This window comes from Paenibacillus sp. A14 (assembly GCF_036864815.1).
Taxonomy (GTDB): Bacteria; Bacillota; Bacilli; order Paenibacillales; family Paenibacillaceae; genus Fontibacillus; species Fontibacillus sanfengchensis.
On record NZ_JBAGJD010000001.1, the window covers coordinates 189,079 to 209,321 of the forward strand.

The window sequence follows — 20,243 nt, forward strand, 5'->3', positions numbered from 1 at the left end:
ACCCAAGCCAAAATATAAAACTGGGTACGAGATTCAAAAGCAACATGATTACATAATAATATTCAAATTCGGATTGTCTTATCATAACAATCATACTGAGGTTATTAAAGTACGCATATAAAACCCAAATCAAATCAGGCATAAATCCGCTAGAATCCGATATATAGGAAAAAAAGAACAGCAACCATATTGAGATTCCTACAATAGCTATTGTTGAGACGGAAAAGTAATCAGAAAGATAGGTTTTGTTATTTTTTAACACTGTGAAACCTATAATAAGATAAATGATTAACGACACACCAGTGACCAAATAAAACACTACTGATTGGTTATTATAATAGAATAAGATGACGTCTCCAGCGACTTGTATAATTATGTATGCGAGAACGGACAGTGCATTATTCGTTACTATGTCTTCAGAACGTTCCATATGAATTCCTTTCATATTAACTGGTTATTATATATTCGTTTCAAAAGACTTCTTCCATACTCTCTAACTGTCGGTGAGTTATTTCGAGTTCCCCAATAAATATCGCCGATGGCCATCTTAATGCAGCATATTTTGATTTGCCTACTTTTCTCCTTAAGCACTTCAGGCCCATAGCCTTTAAAAAAAGCCCTCTTCGCGATTTCATCGCCTGCAAAATACCTCTCAAATAAAATTGAGAAATTATCGACATCTAAGCCCCATAACATATTTTCAAAATCAATCATTCCGGTAAAAACACCATTTCCATCCACTAGCCAATTCCCGGGAGTTGAATCCCAACTAATCGGTACCGGTTTTGTGTGTTCAAAAACCTCCACATTCCGAAATGCCCATTCCAGCAATTCAATTTCCGAAGAGTCCAATAATTGTTCCTGTACGGCTCGATCTGCTAAATCCCTAATTGAGCGGTGAACGTAGTTAACGGGATCACGATCATGGTACAACTCAATCGGTGTTCCATTTTGATCGGGACGTCCAAACCATTCCCCAACCTGCGAATCATGCAATAATTTTGTAAGTTCACCAGCTTTACAGTAAGCACCTTCAATAGCATCGGGATCCAATCTCGTATCTCTCATGATCGTACCCTCAACAGAAGTAATTAGGATGCCTTGCCAACCATCCCCCTCAAAAGCCCTGATCATTTCAGGGACATAGGGCTTCAGGTGGCCGACCCAATTTTGATAAGCATAGACCTCAGGGTGCCATCTCTGCTTTCTGCTAAAAGTCTTCAAGTAGTAATATTTATGATCAACATTCGAGCTTAGCTTCCAAACCCCGGTTCTCGAGCTCTTTGGCCTACAATTGGTTATGATTTGGAAAGGGCCGATAAGGGATTGCACGAATCCATACAATTCACTCGGATAGATATCAAATTGTTCCATGGGATCCCCCTATGTACTTGTATATACGAAACGCCCCAACCTTAGATAGCTCTTATCTAGGTTGGGGCGTTTGTTGTCTGTACTGGATGTAACTGCCCACATGAATTGCCTGCACTTCCACTATTCCAACTGCCTTAAATGGATAATCAAGCTGCTTGAACCCCGCGGCCTTAGGTTAATACAAACTAACCCCTTTGAAATCCGCCCTCCGAGTGAATAATTTGTCCTGTTAACCCATTCAGCTTCTTCACTTGCAAGGAAGGAAACTAAACGTGCTGCATCTTGAGGTAATCCAACTCTTCCCGTCGGAGATTTAGTCAAAATATACGCTTTGACCTCATCATTCATCCACCCCGTATCAGTGGGACCAGGATTCACCGCGTTTACAGTAATACCTTTAGATGCAACTTCAGCAGATAGGGTTAAAGTAAACGCATCTATTGCACCTTTTGTGGAGGCATACGCTATGTTTCCTGCCATCGGCCCAAGCGATTGTCCCGACGTTAGATTTATGATTCTACCTCCTCTGGAGCGGTCGAAACGACGGGCAAATTCTGCACTTAATAACATCGTTCCCTGGATATTAACCTGATAATGTTTAGCAAGTATCTCAACGGATAAATCTTCATAACTGACATCAACGGAATAGGTCGCATTATTGATTAAAATAGAAGGCTTCCCAAGCCTTTCTTCAACGGAATTCATCAAATTCACAGGTGTATTTGAGTCGGAAAGGTCCATTTCAAGTTTCTCGCAACGTACTCCGTATTTTTGTATCACTTCTTGTAAAATGCCCGGTTCATGCGAGTTCATCCCCCATGGCATTTCCAAATCGTAGGCACTCCAATATGTAAAGAATACATCAACACCTTTGCTCGCGAGTTCTTTACATATCGCTGCTCCAATCCCATTCAACCTTGAAGCTCCAGTGACTACAGCTATTTTATGGTTACTAGACAATTCTGACATCGATGTAGACACTCCTTTTTAATGTTACGAGTAATTGCGTATAACGATTATGTGTTCACGAAACTGAAAACAACTTCCCCGAAATGCCTCTTGCGGAAAGGACGGCAGCAGCCGGTCAATGCATGAATGCGTTGTTATACAATGTGCTTGGCATCTTCAAATTAAGTTTCAAACAACTCGCTTCTATGCCCATAAAACTTTTTCACCAACGGATGTTCACGCTCTTCTAATTGCATTTTATAAAATCTTCTTCTTCGCAATCTCCTATCTACTATACCAAATGCCTTATATATTGGGTTATTAGATTCTATTATTTCTTGAAAAAATAACTTCATCTTGTCCCATGGATATCTATTCGTTTTCCCTTTCATGTTTTCCCTGCGTTTCGTATAACGTTCTTGTATCCACGAAATGACCCAGCCTTAGATAGCTCTTATCCTTGGCTGGGCTGTTTATTGCCTTCGCTTCTTCCATGATTACACATCCGAGAACGCTTGATTATTTGCTCACAAGTTTAACAGGGATATAGCTCTCCATCAGAGCATATCCGGTTGCCTTAATCACTTCCGGCGGCGTGATGATATGCCCCATCGCATAATGATTCGCTCTTTGGTCCAGCTCAAAAACATCCGAATTCTCAATCCATGACAGAGCTTCATGATACAACCGTTCATTCTCCTCATGATCTCCGTCTTTGTAATGATAAGTCACATAATACCCGCCATCAAAATCTATAATCTCGTACCCTTCAGAATCCATATAGTCAGTCAAGGCATAGATCCATACCAATCCCTCTTGCTCCGCATCATAATACAAGAAATCTCTTGGTACAAAACTGTCTTGCGGCCCTGGTTTCAGCTTTGAAAAATAAGCGTCAAACTTGCCAAGCACACCATTTTCCGAAAAATCAAAGTGCTTATCAACACCAGAGGATACCGCCTTAAACGGTGGGATCGAGATGACTCTAAATTTCATAGTCTTCACGCTCCTTCTTCAAATCTTTATAGTTCTTGCACAGGCATCCAAAAATCAAGGTATGGAGGATTTTGGGTGCAGGAAATGGGTTGAAATTCCATGATCGGCTTGTTACTTTCAAAATCCAGTCTATATCCAACGTCCTCTATGCAATGATCTACTAATGTACGTTCATGTACATTCTCAAACTCCTCGTGAGACGAAACCCGAACGGGACTTGAAGTATAGATATTCCACTCTCCGACATTTTCTTTTTGGGAAGAAAACAGTTTATGGTACCTTCCGTCCTGAACAATACCATCAAAAAATTTGTAAAGCTCTGCCTTATTCCCCTCAGGCATAACTTGTTTAATACCCAATAAAATCATTTCATCTCTTTCAACAATGGAATAATTGAACTCCTTTTTCCTCCGCTCCACGTAAACTCCTTCTCTGTTACAATGGAAAAATCTTGTTCCACTACATACGCGAGCCTTGTTTTGTCATATAGCGATCCACCAAAAAACGCCGAAGCGGTCGATCAAGTTTGAACAATACGGATTCCAGTCACACGGACCGAGCGGGTCGATGACGGTACCGCCGTCTTTCAGGATATCGTAGGCCTGCCGGACAGCTTCCTCACTCCCCATGTCGTATACATTAAAGGCCATGGTCTGCCATGCCGTTTTTGGACGGGTATCGCATTCCTTAGGCGCTTCACTGACGGCCATGAACAGCTTGCCGTTTAGCGTCAACTCGCAGTGCGCATATTCATTTTTTGCCTCGTCCTTGATTTCAAGGCCTTTCTCCAAACCGAATGCCCGGCAATATAGACCGGCAGCTTCCATACTGCCTTTAACATAAACCTGTGAGCTGATGTTCATAAGGAGCCCTCCTTTGCACTTGAAAGCCCTTTCGTTTTTTTCTATACCATGCGTACTTATTCGGACCGTCATCATTGTAAAAATGAACCAACGCGCCGAAACTTTTGATCATTACAATCTCCTCCATTACAAATTAATAATAGATCCGGTTTTTATAATCCAGTCCTGCTTGATAAGATCGATGGCTCTTGGGCTGAGTATGCTTTCATCCGGCACTGCGATTTCTCTGACATCGTCCTCAAACCATTCCATGGCTTGCAGGAGGTTCTTTCTGACCATCACCAATTCTTCTGTACAGCCATATTTCATCAAATGCTTTTGTTTTGTTTCATCTATATAATGTAGCTTGCTGGCAGCGCCGCCCCAGGTGATTTGATCATATGACGTCAACAGCAAAGAGCTATGCGTATCCATCAATATGCGCAGGACCCCGTTTAACTTAAAAAAGTCTTTGCGTGCAAAATATTTGGCTGACATCTGCACATGAAACCAGTAAGTCGTGATGAGCTTATGCAGGTCATCCTGCCATAGCCCCCCTTTAATACCTTCGTTTATCAACGCTTGCACACTACCATCCCGATCAAAGACGATATCCTTTGCTTGCAACTCGGTGTAATGAATCCGGCACATATCGTCGTCTATTTTCCCTTTGTTTAATAGGAACACATCATACTGAAACAGATGCTCCTTCTGCCGTAAAATATAGCCATAGTTTTTGATGGCCTGGCTGTTAAAATCCTCCGGCCAACAAAGGATAACTTCATCACATACGTCTTCAAGCATAACTGTGAGTTTTTCATCCACCAACGAATAAGCGCCTTCTTCCACGAGAAAAACAATGTCGATATCGGAATGAACGTCCATTGTCCCATGAGCGGTAGAGCCAAAATACCATGCCCCCAGCACACCTTGTTCTACTTTCATGACTGTTATAAAGTCGTTATGTACGGATTGAAGTTCGTTTAACATCGTATATCCTCCTTGTATAGTTGAATTGCCTGTTTACATCGAACCTTAAAATGAAGATTAGGTGTAATCTGCATCAAACCCGCCTCCTCCTCAGCCAAGGGATGCCTTTTTCAACTCTGTATATTTCTCGCGTAGCAAGGCTGTCGCCTAGTCATATGAGTCCGCCGGACTCCAAGCGAATTTCGAAAGAATCGATGATATTGGTTACCTAGTTTTGTATCTGCAAGTTCTAAATTTGCTTTATTAGAGTCTTTAAAGTAACACACCGAAGCTTTGGAATTGTTTTCAAAATGTGTTGCCTTGTGATTGAAGTAAGTGTAGCGACCTTAATCTCTTTAATCATCAAATCCGCCTGATTTTCAATCTCAGCTATTCTTGCCTTCTGAATCTCTGATGCTTTCATGGATCGCACCCTTCTTTTCTTTGACTGGAATTAATAGATCTTCAAGCTAGCCGAACATATTTCCGGCATCCCAGTTGCCAGCATTTAAATTGCTCATGCCTGATCTCCTTTCTCATACAGATCATAAAGTGCAACACGACGTCAATGTCAAGGGATTCAAATATGCCTCTTGTCGTACAATACAACGGTTACAATTGAAACAAGAACAATCAGAGCATTTGCGGCAATGGTCCCCGCCCAAGTCATAGTCGTCGTGCCGAAGATGGGAGATGCGGCATTGAACATGGTGTGGAATAATACGCACATAAACACACGGCCTTTTCCTGATATTGTGTAGATTGCTCCGTAAAAAAAACGAAACGCCATAACTTGAACGGCAAACATCCAAAAGTTAATGAGTCCCTCTCCGTGATTCGTCCCCGGAATGAAGAAAAGAGGGATGTGCCATGCAGTCCAAATAATTCCGGTAAAAATACAAGATAAAACAAAGCCGTATTTTTTGCTGAGTTTAGGCTGCAATATGTACATCCAGCCAGCTTCCTCCAAGCCGCCGATTATAAGATTACCTGGCAGTGAAAGAAAAAGCGTATAGAATGGAAGCGCCATTTCCGTGCGGCCTGAAACCGCGATATGTATTACGAAGTATAAAACAAGCCCTGCAACAACGAACAAATAGGGAAATAGGTTGTTTTTGACATAGAAAACCGTTTTCAACCATTCCATAAAATCCACTACTTTTTTGTTTTTCTTCAGAACGATATACGAAGCAATAGCGGGCGACAAAATATAGATTGCAAAAGGAATATTCATCATGAATTGCTGGAATGTGTGAACCCAATTGTGAACCGAATATCCGAATGGCCCAAGAGCAATCAAAGCACCGGATACAAGAAATGCTATGAAAAATGTCAGCATAGTAAATTGTACTATGATCTTTTTGTCCGTCATGGTTTCTTCACCCTCACGTTTTATTGAACTATATATTAATTTTAGCTTATGGGCGCTTTGACTTTTATCACTTGGTTGAGGAGCGGTGTCATCAGGACTTAATCGTATGTAGTAAAGCACCTGCCGCATTGGGCAGGTGCTTTACTACATACGATTATGACTTCCGCACCGGTCTGATATACTTAAAAAACCGCTCCGGATCATGATACATGTAAATGATTCTGCCGGGGGAAGCATCCAGACAGTAACCGGTGCCTGCAAAATCAAAAGTTGCCATTGCTTGTTCCAGCTTTTCCTCCACACTGCGATTTTCCTGTTCATAATCGAACGGCCCATGTTCAAAGACAAGATAATCGGCTTCGGGAACATCAATCAATAGCATTTGTGGGGGGACTTCGCCTTGATAATCCAAAGGAAGTCGCACACCATAACACTCTGTACGTGGAATCCCCCAACCGCAGAGTCTGCCGCCCGGGTCAATGATGTACGCCATAATCTGACCGCTGCCGCTGTTCGTTACGCTCCCGCCATCGTCATCCAATTTACCCTTGATGCTATCGAGCAAGCCGCATATGGTTTCGCAGTCCTGGCCGGGAATAAGACTTTGCTTTTGCCAAAAATCCCAATACCCATTACTCTCATCGTTTTTGATATGCAAAAATTTGTGCGCGGGAATGGTTACAAAATAAACGTTAACCCCATCTGCCGATTTGATCATACCGATCTCTCCCAATCCGAAAAAGTAGCGGTCGAAAGGGGTGATTTTTGTACGAAGGGCAACAGGCATAGGCTGTTTTCGGTATTCACTTGGAGTTACACCATAGGTTCCCTTAAAGGCTCGGGTAAAAGCTTCATGTGATGAAAAACCATATTCAAACGCAATATCCAACAGGCTTTTGTCACTATCCCGTACCTCTTTTAGGGCAAAGGCCAATTTTCTATGCCGCAGATAATCCCTAAATTGCATACCTGATATTTCCTTAAATTTTCTCGTCGTATGAAATTCGGAATAACCTAACTTGCGGGAAAGAAATCCAAGAGATATCGCTTCACCGTTACGATGTTGAATACACTCGTCAATTTCGTCAACGATGATTTGGATTTGCTTGTGCCACTCGTACATTCGTCTGTTCACCTCGTTTCAACGACTCTATACCCATTATAGAGTGATGGAATTTTCATTGTTTGATTTTACTTGCTGAAAGCGAGGATATAGCTTCTTCCCTAACTCGCCCAATATAAATTTCAGTTGACATATTTTCTTTCACTTTTAAAATACAGAGCTAACGCCCGCCCATATTGCAGAAGCCGGTTTCCATTATAGGGAGCCGGCTTTTGCCTTCAGTATGTTATTTATCAATATATTCTTCAAGCTTTCATCTGAGAAAATAAAGAGTGTGGACTCACCATTTTTTATTGATTTAATCTTTACAAATTTTTCGTTGGAGGGGTCGTTGTTTACTCCGGTTACATGAATTTTCTCTGTGCTGCTTTGATCGCTTGGGTCGTAAATCAATGAAACCTCATAATCGGAAGAACCTTTTCGGTACACATACGAATACATGTAGCCTTCCTCTTCATCGGGATCTTGAAGAATAAAATATCGGTCTTCATCCCCGGTAGAACGGACCTGGTCTAACCATTGCTTTATTTCATCGGGGTGTTCTGCCTCTACTTCATATTGCTTGTATTCAAGAACAGCTTTCATACGGTCTTCAAAATTTACTTTTTCTTGTGTTGAGCATCCGCAAATCACAATAAGAAAAGAAACCATAAAAATCCGAAAGAAAATTCGCATCCCCTACTCCCTCCACTTATTTATTATATACACGAACGCCCCAACCTTAGATAGCTTTTATCTAGGTTGGGGCGTTTGTTGTCCGGGCCCTCTTCCATGATTATACATTTTACGAGCAAGGGGCGAAAGACCCAATATACAAACACGGTTTTGCAGGATTCAACGGTCCACATAAATTGCCTACACTTCCACAATTCCAACTGCCGTATATGGATAATCCAACTGCTTCTTCACCACATGGGCCGCTTCCGCTCCAGCAAACAATCGAATTATTAAAAGGCCTAAATCAATGGATGTCGCTACTCCTCCTGCGGTGATTACGTTCCCATCCTTCACAATCCGGGATGGAATAACCTCTGAACAATAAGGCTCCAACAATTCATAGACATTGGGGTGAGTTGTTGCTTTTTTATCTTTCAAAAACCCCGCCACTCCCCACAACAATGAACCCGTACATACCGATACCTTAAACTTAACCGGCCCCGCCGTCTTGATCCAATCGATGAAGTCCGCATCATCTTTGAGCTTCCTCGTCCCCAAATCAATGCGATCCTTATGAAAACAATCCTTTTTCTGTATCAGTTGTATTTTCATATAGGAGATATCTATTATTACAAATAAATAGAAAAATAGATATAAATGGTTCACAAAACCGCCCTTTTGATCTATTATTAGGGAAGGGATATTTTGGTATATAAAGTAAAATACCCCTTTAAAATTCGAAAGGGAGGGATGACTATAAGTTCATTTTTTTCTGTTAACATTACCATGAAACAGCCAGAGGTATAAGTATGGAGGAAGTCAATGGGTATTCTTAAAAAGAAGGATCTGACAAGTCATGATGTATTTGAGTTTATGCAAGGGCGCTTGAGTGGCACTCATTGGCTGGAAGATTCAATTTATTTAACTGAAGAAACTATAGCTGAAACACAATTAGTAGATTATTTGACCCTTACTCTTAGGGATTTCAATTACTATGGTCCTACTGAGGTTACTCAAGAAGAGTGGAACCAGATTATGCAGAACGTAAACGCATCTAATTCTGAGATTGCTAAACAGTTAGTTAATGAGATTGATGAATGGGCTAAAAATTGTTTTAAGTCTCATTCCTGCTTCACTATCTGCGGCATATAATCTAAGAAATAGGAGTGTGTTTTCGATGAAGAAAAAAATCCTTAGCTCGTTATTAACTTTTCTATTGTTGTTTTCTTTGAGCTCAACTGTATTTGCAGAAAAAAGCCCTGCTGTATCTGATAAGTATGCTCCTACAGCTACCTTCCAGGTAGGTGATGGTAGAGTACATCCTATGGTACCAAATGGGATTCCTATAACTGTTACTCCTAGCTATAATGTACTTTCTGTGTGGGTAGGTAATATTGGAGTTGACGCCTTAGATAATGTAACAGTAACTGGTTCTGCAACTGATTATGGTAGGTTACCTGCAAAATCGGGCAAGGTACCGGCTGTTGTTGGAAAAACATTCACATGGAATATTCCAATGACAAAGACTACCATGAATTATTACGTCACAATTACAGTTGTTGACGGGAGTGGGACACGGGTATTAAATGGCGATGCTAAATTAGAATATGATGACACAAAACTTGCTTCCATAGGTTGGCATAAAGGGACATTTTCTACTCGGGCAGCATCGTTACAATATCACTTTGACAAACATAAATCTGAAGTCAGCGTAAACAATATTTACGACTACTTGGTAAAAGCAGGTGAATGCAGGGATGATGTCGCAAATAATCCGTCGAACTATACAAAAACAGTGAACTCTGGTGCAACACCAGCCCATAAGTACAAGAACAAGTACGATGGCAGATTTATCATCTTATCTGATGCTGGCAATGAGATCCTTAGTTTTGGAAGATAGATGCACACGGGAAGCAGCCAAAATAGCTGCTTCCCATTTTGTTATGAGACTCATTATCCGACAAAACAAAAAAAGTTTCTAATAATAATCAGCGGAGTGATACCATAGAATCACCTTGAATAGATAACGGATATTCAAATTTTATTAGAGGCAATATCATTATATTTTAAGTTCCGCAGTTAATAAGGGGAGTTTAGTGTCAATCAAAATCTTTCTATTTATTGGTGGATAAGAACATAGTCCCACCAGAGCCCGTATCCAGCGGGGGGTTCTAAGCCAATTTCTTGTCATATTCTTGAAACTAAAACTTGGTCCCTTTGCGCAATATGGTGAAAAACCAGGCATCTAGGTCTTAATGATCTTTGAATAATATCTTTTGAACATATTTCCGCTACTTTCATCGGTAACTTCTTCTGCTGCCCCCTCTTCGATATGTAATCCATTATATAATGCGTTCTCAGCAAACCATTTCACCAGATCGTTCAACTCATAACGCCCTTCATCATCTTGATTCTCATAAAAAGACGTCACCGTTAATGTAAATCCAGGGATTCCAACGTCCCCGTAAATGATGAATTTGAAGTCTTTATTCTTATATATATTCTTTAAATATTCCTCTATCTTGCCTTCTAAAAAAATGAATGATTGCGTGACATCATCTAAACTTATAGTTCCTTTTCTTAATAAACGAGTAAAACCATGAATATATCTATAATTAGTTAGCGCTTCTAAAGGTGTTAGAGTTCTGTCATTTGAAAAGAGAAAGTTCGGTTCCTCTATAATTCGCAGAATTTCTTTATAGGCTTTTTGCGCATGTTTGCTTAAATAAGTAAGCGTGTCGATCACATCCTTTGCTGCTAGACAATTAATACTTCCTTATTATTTCTGAACGGGGAACTCCCGTTATTTCTTCTATTTGCTTTGGATCTATTTTAAGTTGTCTCATTTTTCTTATCAGGTTATCTCTTTCAGTCCAACTTCCAAATAACTTTCCATTAATAAATCCATCTGCTCGAGCTTCCTCAATTTCTTTTGGAATCGTTATTACTTCAGAAATGATTTCCCCGCACCAAGAATCCTGCTCTTCATCAAACATGATTCTTGCATTTACTTGAATATCTTCTGTGTATATGATTACTTCTTCTCCCTCAGAGAGTTTAAAATAATCCATTTCCTCTTTTGATATTCTCAGTCTATTGGGATTAGGGCCATTAAAATCAGTCCAGATTTTTTTCATCTTCATTTTTTTCTCCTTGGTTTTTCAACAATTACACAACGTTCTAGGGATTAAACGAAACGACCCAGCGTTAGATAACTCTATCTTCGGCCGGGTCGTTTGTTGTCTGAGCAGCTTATTTCCATGATTATACATCCACAGTCAAAGCTCGCAAAATCGATATTTTGCTTACATAGACAGATTTAAAGCTGCGCCAAAGGCCGACCACAGCTAAGCTTTAACCATTTCTCTTCTTCCAACTTTCAATTTGCTTAATAAATTCCTTTGAACTAAATGTGCTTTCCAATTTATTTATCTGACTAAGGTCAATTTCATCTGATTTTATTGCACTTATTACTCTGCTTTCTAGTGCAAGATAACGTTCCTCTTTATATATGTTGATCAGTTTATCAAGCATCTCATCCGACCAAGATAATTTATAAAAATGCAACCAAATGATGTGCTCTTTTACACTTGAAGCAATATCGATATTGTCCTTATTTTCAGTAATTACTTCAATTGTGGATTCATTTAATAAGCTATGTATTTCATGTTGAACACGGATGTCCATTACATTTATTAGCTTTTCTATTTCTTTATAATTCTTTTGGTTTGCTGCTATATCAATCAGTTTAATGATAGAACTGATGTCAGACATTCAGATTCACCTTCAATAATTAATCATACGCTGAGATTACTTATAAAGTTTGAAAAAATCCCGGCTAACCAAGGGGGGGATGGCCTGCCTCCTTCGAGAAAAACTTTTAGAACGTTATTGGATCCCTGCAGTTCCAAATGTCTTATTATCGCACTTTCATAGTCTCGCCACCTAAAATAAAATGGCCCTAATGAATAGGTTTATTATCTTATCAGGAGGTGAAGTTGGAGCCTTTCTAGAGTACTAATAGGTCTTTAATCCCCAACAATCTGCAAAAATATAAAGCGAATCGGATGATTCACGTTGCGTTCCGAAGATACAGAACAATCTTTTTTCTTGATGATTTTTACTTAATGCAGTATCGGGTATCTTTAAATGCCTAATACAATACTCTATATTTGGCGCTTCACAATCGGACAAAATAGTAAAATTAGAAATGCCTTTCAGATGATCCACTACTATTTCGTCATTAACTAGATGATAGGAAGATATAACATTGTAAAACGTAAGTTCTGCTCTTTCATATTCCCACGAATCAAGCTCTATGAACATTCTAATATCTTCATTTTCTCTTGAAACTGAAACTAACTTTGAATCATGAAATCCTAATAATCTATTGAAATCAGAAGGCAGAGCTCCGTAATTTAAACCAAGCGGCATTCCATCATGCCCAAATAAAATAGGTGTTTTTCTTGGATAACCCAAACATTCAAGCCAAAATAATTGATAGTTTGCTTCTGGATTATCTAACTTTTCCAGCTCATTTAATAGTTCTCTGTAATGACTATTCCAAACTTCCTCTGTAAGTTTTCTTATAGTATTAAATGTCCTATTATACTGGTTATCAGCGATATCATAACAGGAGACTTTATACACAAGCTCAACAATTTTCTCGATCTTTTTCTTCATAAAAATACCCCTTGTATAATTTAATTCGCCCAATTGCATCCACGTCGTCTTAGAGATCTCAAAACATAAAATCGGTTATCTGTAGTTCATTAGTTTGAATCTTAATCCACTTCCCTGCCTCATACTTTGAGGAGTCATCTACTTCAATCAACAAAATACTGTGACCTAGACGAACAGCTATAATATTATCGTATTCAATTTGTTCCACTCGACCAATGAGATTTACTTTATCCATACTTATAAAAAGCTTCGGTTCTTCATCCATAGATTCGACGATATCTTTACCAAAGCACAGTGTTCCCGGAATATCTAACTCAACTACTACCTCCATGCCCTCTTTAACATGATTACTTGAATTCCAATAACCAAAACCTATACCTAAATCAGAAGAAAAAGTAACATTTATCTTATTTTCCTTCAGAAAACGCAATTCTAGAAGCTTTATCTTCATAGTGATCACCACCAAAGTGCTGATTTTCTTATATTCGCCTTTTCAGAGAAATTCAATTAGTCCATTCAAATCCGTTATGTATTTTATTTAAACTTATATTTTTCGAACCCCACTCCAACTTGTTATAGAGGATGTCATTTATAATGATCTGTTTAAAAGCATTCATTCTACGGGTTATTCGACTCGAAGTGATATTCTCCACTGAATAACTAGAATCAGGCCAGCATACATCCGTATCAAAGAAAGCTTTTACATCTTCTTCAAAAGCACACCCACCCACAATAAAATGGATCTCATTAAAAATATCTCGCAGCAAATTATAAAATTCTTGCATCTCGTCTTCTCGGATTCCAGGTTGTCCCCATTCGTGCGCATCAACCTCTGAACCATAGAAGCAAATCGAGAAGCAGAGAAGATCGGTGTTTATTCTCTCAACAAAGAGTAGGGATTGGCGAACTCTATGGGTACAAACCGTTAAGTTCAGACAAACTTGATGAACAGTTTTCCCTTCCGGATCGTCTTCATCAAACGGATACCCTTCGTAAAACCCATCAATCTTTTCAGGCGGATGATGCAGCACTATTTTTACTGCTAAAGAATTTGTTATTTTGTTTATCGTTTGCAGTAGTGTTTCAGATTCTTCAATTAAAAAACTGAGTTCTAAGAATGGGCCACCCTGTAACCAACTCATTAAGATTCTCCTTCCTCAGTAACGGTAGATAAAAAGCTGCGGATGGGTTTCAGCCGCAGCTCTTTTGTAAAAGGTTGATGATGAGACTGTTGTCCTTTACCGTCCATTAAGGAAGTGTTACTTTCTCCGCCTTATTTTGGTAATCACTGTATGACCACGTCCACTCACCGTCCTTCTGAAACGGAGCCAAGTACTCAAAATTCGCTTCGCCGTTCTCATCCGTATCCATCGCGACGACGATATCGGGTGGAAGGCGATCTTCCTTGCTGAACGCTTCGTAATAAGACGCCAACACTTCAGTCTCGAAGTTTTCCGTACGCAAATAGCTATCCGTCCGCTTGACGATGTCTTGTTGAACCGAGAGATCCGGCTTCGTCTCAAATGTATACCGGAATGTGACCCGTGTCGGTAAGGCTACCGTCTTCAAGGACTTGATCTCCGGGAACGCCTGGCTAACTTGTTCCTGGAATGCCTTCAATGAAGGACTGTTCAGCTCCTTGTGGGAAGTACAGCCGCCTAGGAGAACGATCCAGACAAGCAACATCATGATTCCGATTTTCTTCATGGAAATTACGCTCCGCTCGTTATTTGAAATACCTGAACCCTCCCCCTAGGCTCAAGAATGAGGTGATGGCGTCGAAATGGGTCCGATAGTTGATGCTGCGCCGGTCACCCATGTCGAAACAGCGATCCAACGGTTATCGTTCGTGTCGCGGTAATATTTCGTAATTGTCATCCAGTGCCATTCATACTCATAGCTTGAAAACTTGGACAGATTGATTGAGTGTGGCGACCGGGGAGTCAATCATAAGGCCTGCTTTCACTTATTCGGCCGTATTGTCCAGCGTGAACGAGGCATTACTGATACCGGCGCTCACCGTTACCTTCTTGTCTGATGCGTATTTCTCAATAGCGGAGGAGAATGACGATGTCGAGGTTTCCCCGAACGGCCTCGGGCTGATATAGCTGTACTTGGTATCCATGTGTCCGAGGAAATCATTGTAGTTATTAATTGATTTCGTGAACAGATTACCGTATTTGCTCGGATTTGTAATTTTGGCTAAGTAGGCCGTGATATTGGCGGCAGCCACAGGACCGCATCCTCTGTTTTCTTTCTGTCCGCCGTCCGACCACCACATTTGTTGCCTCCGTAACTATATTTGCCTGTGCTGTATTCAACCGGTACAAATAAATTATAGTTTCGTTCGGTGGAAAGGGCGACATCTTCCTTCGTGACGGCCATAGCAGATACCCCTGAGGTATTCAGTTGGATACGCGCACGATTCTCGTCGCTGCGGATATGTGTATAGACGCGTTCAATTTCTGCATAGTTGCGCTGAAATCTGGTCGGTGACATCAACCGGCGGCCGGTTATCATCGAATGTAATTTCTGCAAAAGATTTCAGACCAGCATTGTTCGATTTGATCAAGTAGAGCACTCATGGATTAATACCTATCTCCTGAGGTTTTATATGTGCTTGCAGTTTTTGGATTCCATAATGTGACCCATGGAATCTATAGTGGTCATCATGATTATAATTCTGGACTAAGTCTCTTAATTGCATAATATCAGTAACATTAAACAAAGAAAATGCTTGTTCAGCCCTTCTTTTAGATCTTAACTTTGCTAAAAATCTTATTGGAGATTGTTTGTATTCTCTGTAAATGTAAGTAATCGGAAACCATCTATAGCCACTCTTAATTAGAATTCCAGACAAATAAAATAAAAGAATGTCGCAGTCAATCAACTCTTGTTTACTAATAATTTTTTCATTTACTCTTTCGACTAAAATTTGTGCATGTAAACTAATTTTTCTTAAGCCAAGACGGTTATTTCTACTTTCCAATGAGGCAAGATGAAATCTAAAAGCCTCAAAACTCATTTCACTTTCTCTATACTTACTAATTGGTAAATAGTCTGTTAAAAGCAATACTGATAACGATTGGTATTGCTCATACTTGATCAAGATGGCACAGGTATATAGAAATAATTCGTGTAATATAAATTTATATTGATCGAATTGAACTTCATAATATGAACCACTACTACTTAATTCTGTAAATGAATACAACCGCTCAAACAACTCTACAATCCATTCGGTGTTAATCAAATCGCTTTCAGCTAGTTGTTTTATTGCATCTAAGTAGTTGTCTCTCAAAGGAGTGGAAGCATTAATTTTTTCTACTATTGTTTCATCGATCTCGGTTCCCTTGAGATCTTCATACATTAACTCTAATTCCTTCATATCTTCAATAAAAATGTCAGCAAAACTTCTCATTAAACCTTTAACTCTAGTAGGATTTGATTCAAGTGTTCTGCTTATTTGCCTGACAGTATTGGTTGATTTAAAATAGTTTAAACTTTCTTCATCTAAAAAAACTGGTCTTTTACCTAAAGACGGTTTTCTATACAAAGGGGCATTATATATATTCCTCACCAATTTCTCATAATTGTTCTCGAACGAATTGGCATCTGATAAGTCTATATAAATCCTCGATTTTATAAAATTTGGCATATACTCTTTACCGTTCTCATCTCGTTCAGCAATTATTGGTATGATTTTGGTTTGTTCTACATTTTCCAAAATCTCAGGAGTTATTAATAATTTTTCCGTGCCTACCCCACCTGTATTTGCATTAGCTTTTTCCTTGTAGCCTTCATCACATATTATTAATACTTTATCAATTTCGGGAGAAGTAACCATGCTTTCCATAAAGGCATATTTATCGTAACCCTCTTTTAGGTCCCATTTGTCTAGCTTAATATCTACTCCATCGCTTGACCGTAATCTTTCAGCTAAATTATACACCCATTGTTCGTGTTCAGGGGTAGTCCAACTATAAGACACGAAGACTTTAGGTGGTGCATTATTAGGATTTGGCTTCATAAATCGTTCCTCCAAGATTTTGAATATTTTTCCTGTATTTCATTTTAACATTTACATATTAGAAGCAACTATTCAAATGATCATTCTCAGAAAAGGGTATGGATTACTTCATACTATATCCATACTAAGTAGTTTTTAAAAGCGATCGATAATGAAGTTAATCTTTCATCATTCAATTTTTAATCAATCCCAACGCCTATCTATTTCTTTCCCCAAAAAAAGTTTCTGCAAAAAATCTACTACTTTAATCCCGTTTTTATAGGTCTTATGTACTTTTAATAACCCACATGTTAATATTATCCTGTTTACAAAAAACTAGGAGGCAATTTCATGAACAAGAAAATTAAAGTACTACTATCATTAGTTCTTGTTTTATCTTTTGTTTTACCCTTATTAATTATCGTTCCAAACCCAGTTCAAGCTAAGTATGTAAACGGATATTACCGTAAAGACGGTACTTATGTACGAGGGTATTATCGAAGCGATCACAATAGTAACTACACTTATACACCTTCTTATGATACATCTTCCCGAAGATCCAATACAGATTATACGATTTATCTCTATAAGGGAAACTCCTATTATAAAACAGTTCCGAAAAGCAATTTAATCTTTGTACAAGGGTATTATCGAGCAGATGGTACTTATGTAAGACCACATTTTAGAACTCATCCGAACGATTTTTTAACGGATAACTTTAGTTATCTAGGAATCTCATCATTAAAACCACTTCAGAGGTACACAAATTTCAAGTACAGTGACAATTTAAGTATTGCAGAAATTGAAAATTACTTGGCTTATGAAGTCAGTGATATTAGTTTAAATGTTGACCAGTTAAACAGTCTGAAGAATTATGCAAGTTTTATTCATGCTTCTACATCTGACAGTAGCAAGACCCTTAGCGCCGTAACTACCGGTATTGAGTTCTACACAAAACTAGGAGTATCAAAGGAACTCGCATTAGAACTGGTTGCATTTGATATTAGTGGTAAGTTGACCCCATCATCTTATTTAAGTCAGATTTTATATCAAAACAATATATATTCCTTATCAGAAGAAAATTATTATCTTTTTAAAGCTTACGCATTTGCGTTAGCAGGCAGTAAAGATTCTCAATATGGAGAATTCTACGCCAAGCAAACTAAAAAAATCGGAGAATTTTTATATACTAAAATCGGATTAAGTAATCCAACAATACAAGTTGAGATGGATATTATGCAAAATTTCTTATATAGCGACGAGCATCTTCAAAATTTTTCCATGGATGTAGATGATATGTTTCTAATCAACAAATCAGGCTATTCTACAGATGAAGTGAACTACTATTTAAACACGATTATTAAGAGTTATTCGGGGACTGGAGTAGATTATTCGCGATATGAAGCTTCGCTATGGATACTATCAAATGATAAGTCTATGCCTAGATATTTAGTTAAAAATGGTTTTGATCTGTATAGTAAAGTTGGTTTAAGTACCGAACAAACAATATGTCAAATTTCAAAAGATATTGTGATGTTCTTTTAATTTTTGAATAGGCTATCAAAAAAATGATAGCCTATTTTTTCGTTCAAATTTTAACTTCACGTAATACAACATTTTTAATTACGTTTTTGTTTGCAAGAATAAACCCAACCTTAAATAGCACTTAGGCTGGAACTATTGTTGTCTGAGCTTCTTTCATAATAATATATCTGTAAATAGACCAAGGGGAATCCTTGTATATTGTTGATTACTGTATTGTCTCTTTGTTGTCTATACTTCAACTATTTCTTCGTCATTGTATCTAAAATCGACTTCATTATTCTCTAATCGAAAAACGAGTTTTCGGTTATATTAAACAACACGTCCTTCTAACCATCGAATTTCAATAGCCCCTTGTACATAATGTATTTATGGTTTGGAAGTTGTTTTGAATATTATAATGTTCTACTACTCACTCAATTATCCTCTCTAATACTCATCTTATTGCATACCATAACACAGCTATACCATATTTTTATTCTCCATTTATATCATATAATCTGACTGTAATTCTTTTTCACTACTCTTAATATTCTCATCACTAAATTTCCATAAATTCACCAACAATATAGACTTAATAATCTCCCATTTGCTGTGTTCTTCACAGTAACCAAACCTCAGATATTTTGTTTTCCTTCTAGTTTTATTACATGCTCTACAGATATATAGCCCAGACTGCGGTACCTTATCTTCGATTGTAAAATAGCCCTTTGATTTACCTATCTTTTTGAGTATTGGTTCTAAATACTTGGCAGGAATCATTCCTATTCCAATAAATGTTGTCGGTAAAGAAATAAATACTGTAAAGAGAAATAATACATTCAAAATGGGATTTTTTATGATTGCAGAATCCTTGTTGAAATAATAGTATAAACAACTCATTATTATGCACATATAAAAAAATATGGTTATTATAATAAAAGACTTCCCTATTACTTTTAGAATTTTTTCATAGATCTTCTCAGTATACTTCTTTTTATAGCTTTCGAAATGATTATTATATAGTTCTTGAAGCTCTGTAAATTCTTTATTAAAACGATTTTTAACACTTTCTCTCAACGCTTGATACTCTTCACTCTCAAAAAAAATATTGCTTCTTTGTTCGAAAAGAATTAAATCTGTAATTTCATTTAATGTATCCGGATTTAAAAGATAACCATACTTATTAACTATATCTGCTACTTCTCCGTTAGTTAACGTACTATTATTGCTTTTTGAATAGAAGGTTACTTTTAATGGAAGATAGATATTTTCAAGCTTTTCCCTAAGATTTCTTTCAAAATAAATTCTCTCCTCATTTTTATTTTTGTTCGTTGTAACCATAGTAGTGACTATCAATGCAGCTATTGCTATAGCCCCAGATATTATTGAAGAAATAATTGTGGGTGAAAGATTAATCATAAAGCTAGTTTCCCCTTCGGAACCTTTAAATATATTGAATTCTTTACATTTAATTGCCTTAATTCAAAACTTAATCTTGTAGGATAGCTTGTCTGGTTTTACTTTTTTACCTAACACGGGCAAAGAACTATAACGCCCTCCATAACGCTAACGTCTCTCTATAACTCAAAGGGCTGTCTGAAGATACCGCGCCACCACAAACGTATTTTTGCATAACCAAAGGCCAGCCCGCTGGGACTCTATCATAAATAACGGAAGTTGTCATCAATCATCTATCTCCAGCTATTATTGTTCCGTAATATGTTTAATTGGACTCCGATGATAATA

24 protein-coding genes and 1 pseudogene are annotated in these 20,243 nt (G+C 38.2%); 3 read left to right on the plus strand and 22 right to left on the minus strand.

All coding sequences use genetic code 11. The annotated features are described in order from the left end of the window. Positions 1–441: 441 nt before the first annotated feature. From V4U88_RS00925 to V4U88_RS00980, 12 genes and pseudogenes are all read right to left on the minus strand, one after another. Entirely contained in the window at positions 442–1,374 is a 933-nt protein-coding gene (locus V4U88_RS00925; protein WP_334071340.1) for an aminoglycoside phosphotransferase family protein, read from the minus strand. Positions 1,375–1,559: 185 nt separating this feature from the next. Beyond that, positions 1,560–2,343 (minus strand): annotated as a pseudogene (locus V4U88_RS00930) (SDR family oxidoreductase). 161 nt (positions 2,344–2,504) lie between these two features. Continuing rightward, the gene (locus V4U88_RS00935; RefSeq protein ID WP_334071342.1) at positions 2,505–2,714 is read right to left on the minus strand and encodes a hypothetical protein; all 210 of its coding nucleotides are present in this window, start codon (positions 2,712–2,714) and stop codon (positions 2,505–2,507) included. Positions 2,715–2,841: 127 nt separating this feature from the next. After that, complete coding sequence (locus tag V4U88_RS00940; RefSeq protein ID WP_334071343.1) at positions 2,842–3,318, minus strand: hypothetical protein; 477 nt, start codon at positions 3,316–3,318, stop codon at positions 2,842–2,844. 26 nt (positions 3,319–3,344) lie between these two features. Then, positions 3,345–3,737 (minus strand): hypothetical protein, encoded by a 393-nt coding sequence (locus V4U88_RS00945; RefSeq protein ID WP_334071344.1) that lies wholly within the window; start codon positions 3,735–3,737, stop codon positions 3,345–3,347. A gap of 63 nt (positions 3,738–3,800) precedes the next feature. Next, positions 3,801–4,181, minus strand: a complete 381-nt coding sequence (locus tag V4U88_RS00950; RefSeq protein ID WP_334071345.1) for a VOC family protein — start codon at positions 4,179–4,181, stop codon at positions 3,801–3,803. A gap of 126 nt (positions 4,182–4,307) precedes the next feature. Further along, positions 4,308–5,150: a nucleotidyltransferase domain-containing protein gene (locus V4U88_RS00955; RefSeq protein WP_334071346.1), complete on the minus strand. Its 843-nt coding sequence runs from the start codon at positions 5,148–5,150 to the stop codon at positions 4,308–4,310. 229 nt (positions 5,151–5,379) lie between these two features. After that, on the minus strand, positions 5,380–5,553 hold the full coding sequence (locus V4U88_RS00960) for a hypothetical protein (RefSeq protein WP_334071347.1): 174 nt from the start codon (positions 5,551–5,553) through the stop codon (positions 5,380–5,382). A 156-nt stretch (positions 5,554–5,709) separates the two neighbouring features. Next, positions 5,710–6,501, minus strand: a complete 792-nt coding sequence (locus tag V4U88_RS00965) for a CPBP family intramembrane glutamic endopeptidase (protein WP_334072039.1) — start codon at positions 6,499–6,501, stop codon at positions 5,710–5,712. 154 nt (positions 6,502–6,655) lie between these two features. Then, entirely contained in the window at positions 6,656–7,624 is a 969-nt protein-coding gene (locus V4U88_RS00970; RefSeq protein ID WP_148452267.1) for a helix-turn-helix transcriptional regulator, read from the minus strand. Between the two features lie 195 nt (positions 7,625–7,819). Then, a complete protein-coding gene (locus V4U88_RS00975) occupies positions 7,820–8,299 on the minus strand; it encodes a hypothetical protein (RefSeq protein ID WP_334071348.1) in 480 nt (159 codons plus the stop codon). A gap of 180 nt (positions 8,300–8,479) precedes the next feature. Beyond that, the gene (locus V4U88_RS00980; RefSeq protein WP_416367234.1) at positions 8,480–8,947 is read right to left on the minus strand and encodes a DJ-1/PfpI family protein; all 468 of its coding nucleotides are present in this window, start codon (positions 8,945–8,947) and stop codon (positions 8,480–8,482) included. Between the two features lie 156 nt (positions 8,948–9,103). On the opposite strand from V4U88_RS00980, the gene V4U88_RS00985 reads away from it, so the two are divergent. Together V4U88_RS00985 and V4U88_RS00990 are read left to right on the plus strand one after the other, a co-directional pair. Next, entirely contained in the window at positions 9,104–9,433 is a 330-nt protein-coding gene (locus tag V4U88_RS00985; RefSeq protein ID WP_148452263.1) for a hypothetical protein, read from the plus strand. A 25-nt stretch (positions 9,434–9,458) separates the two neighbouring features. Beyond that, the gene (locus V4U88_RS00990) at positions 9,459–10,181 is read left to right on the plus strand and encodes a hypothetical protein (RefSeq protein ID WP_148452261.1); all 723 of its coding nucleotides are present in this window, start codon (positions 9,459–9,461) and stop codon (positions 10,179–10,181) included. 345 nt (positions 10,182–10,526) lie between these two features. Here V4U88_RS00990 and V4U88_RS00995 read toward each other — a convergent pair whose 3' ends face one another. The 9 genes from V4U88_RS00995 to V4U88_RS01035 form a co-directional block, all read right to left on the minus strand. Then, positions 10,527–11,027, minus strand: coding sequence for a hypothetical protein (locus tag V4U88_RS00995; RefSeq protein WP_334071349.1), 501 nt, complete (start codon positions 11,025–11,027; stop codon positions 10,527–10,529). 19 nt (positions 11,028–11,046) lie between these two features. Beyond that, complete coding sequence (locus tag V4U88_RS01000; protein WP_334071350.1) at positions 11,047–11,418, minus strand: hypothetical protein; 372 nt, start codon at positions 11,416–11,418, stop codon at positions 11,047–11,049. A 217-nt stretch (positions 11,419–11,635) separates the two neighbouring features. Further along, positions 11,636–12,055 carry a hypothetical protein gene (locus V4U88_RS01005; RefSeq protein ID WP_334071352.1) on the minus strand — a complete coding sequence of 140 codons (420 nt, stop codon included), beginning with the start codon at positions 12,053–12,055 and terminating at the stop codon, positions 11,636–11,638. A 243-nt stretch (positions 12,056–12,298) separates the two neighbouring features. Further along, a complete protein-coding gene (locus V4U88_RS01010) occupies positions 12,299–12,964 on the minus strand; it encodes a hypothetical protein (protein WP_334071353.1) in 666 nt (221 codons plus the stop codon). Between the two features lie 58 nt (positions 12,965–13,022). Next, positions 13,023–13,415, minus strand: a complete 393-nt coding sequence (locus tag V4U88_RS01015) for a hypothetical protein (RefSeq protein WP_334071354.1) — start codon at positions 13,413–13,415, stop codon at positions 13,023–13,025. Between the two features lie 52 nt (positions 13,416–13,467). Continuing rightward, entirely contained in the window at positions 13,468–14,106 is a 639-nt protein-coding gene (locus V4U88_RS01020; RefSeq protein ID WP_334071355.1) for a hypothetical protein, read from the minus strand. Between the two features lie 106 nt (positions 14,107–14,212). Then, positions 14,213–14,671: a hypothetical protein gene (locus V4U88_RS01025; protein WP_334071356.1), complete on the minus strand. Its 459-nt coding sequence runs from the start codon at positions 14,669–14,671 to the stop codon at positions 14,213–14,215. Positions 14,672–14,930: 259 nt separating this feature from the next. After that, complete coding sequence (locus V4U88_RS01030; RefSeq protein ID WP_334071357.1) at positions 14,931–15,245, minus strand: hypothetical protein; 315 nt, start codon at positions 15,243–15,245, stop codon at positions 14,931–14,933. Positions 15,246–15,545: 300 nt separating this feature from the next. Further along, the gene (locus V4U88_RS01035) at positions 15,546–16,994 is read right to left on the minus strand and encodes an SEFIR domain-containing protein (RefSeq protein WP_334071359.1); all 1,449 of its coding nucleotides are present in this window, start codon (positions 16,992–16,994) and stop codon (positions 15,546–15,548) included. A 330-nt stretch (positions 16,995–17,324) separates the two neighbouring features. On the opposite strand from V4U88_RS01035, the gene V4U88_RS01040 reads away from it, so the two are divergent. Further along, complete coding sequence (locus V4U88_RS01040) at positions 17,325–18,518, plus strand: hypothetical protein (protein WP_334071360.1); 1,194 nt, start codon at positions 17,325–17,327, stop codon at positions 18,516–18,518. Between the two features lie 483 nt (positions 18,519–19,001). Here V4U88_RS01040 and V4U88_RS01045 read toward each other — a convergent pair whose 3' ends face one another. After that, on the minus strand, positions 19,002–19,916 hold the full coding sequence (locus tag V4U88_RS01045) for a hypothetical protein (protein WP_334071361.1): 915 nt from the start codon (positions 19,914–19,916) through the stop codon (positions 19,002–19,004). Positions 19,917–20,243: the final 327 nt, after the last annotated feature.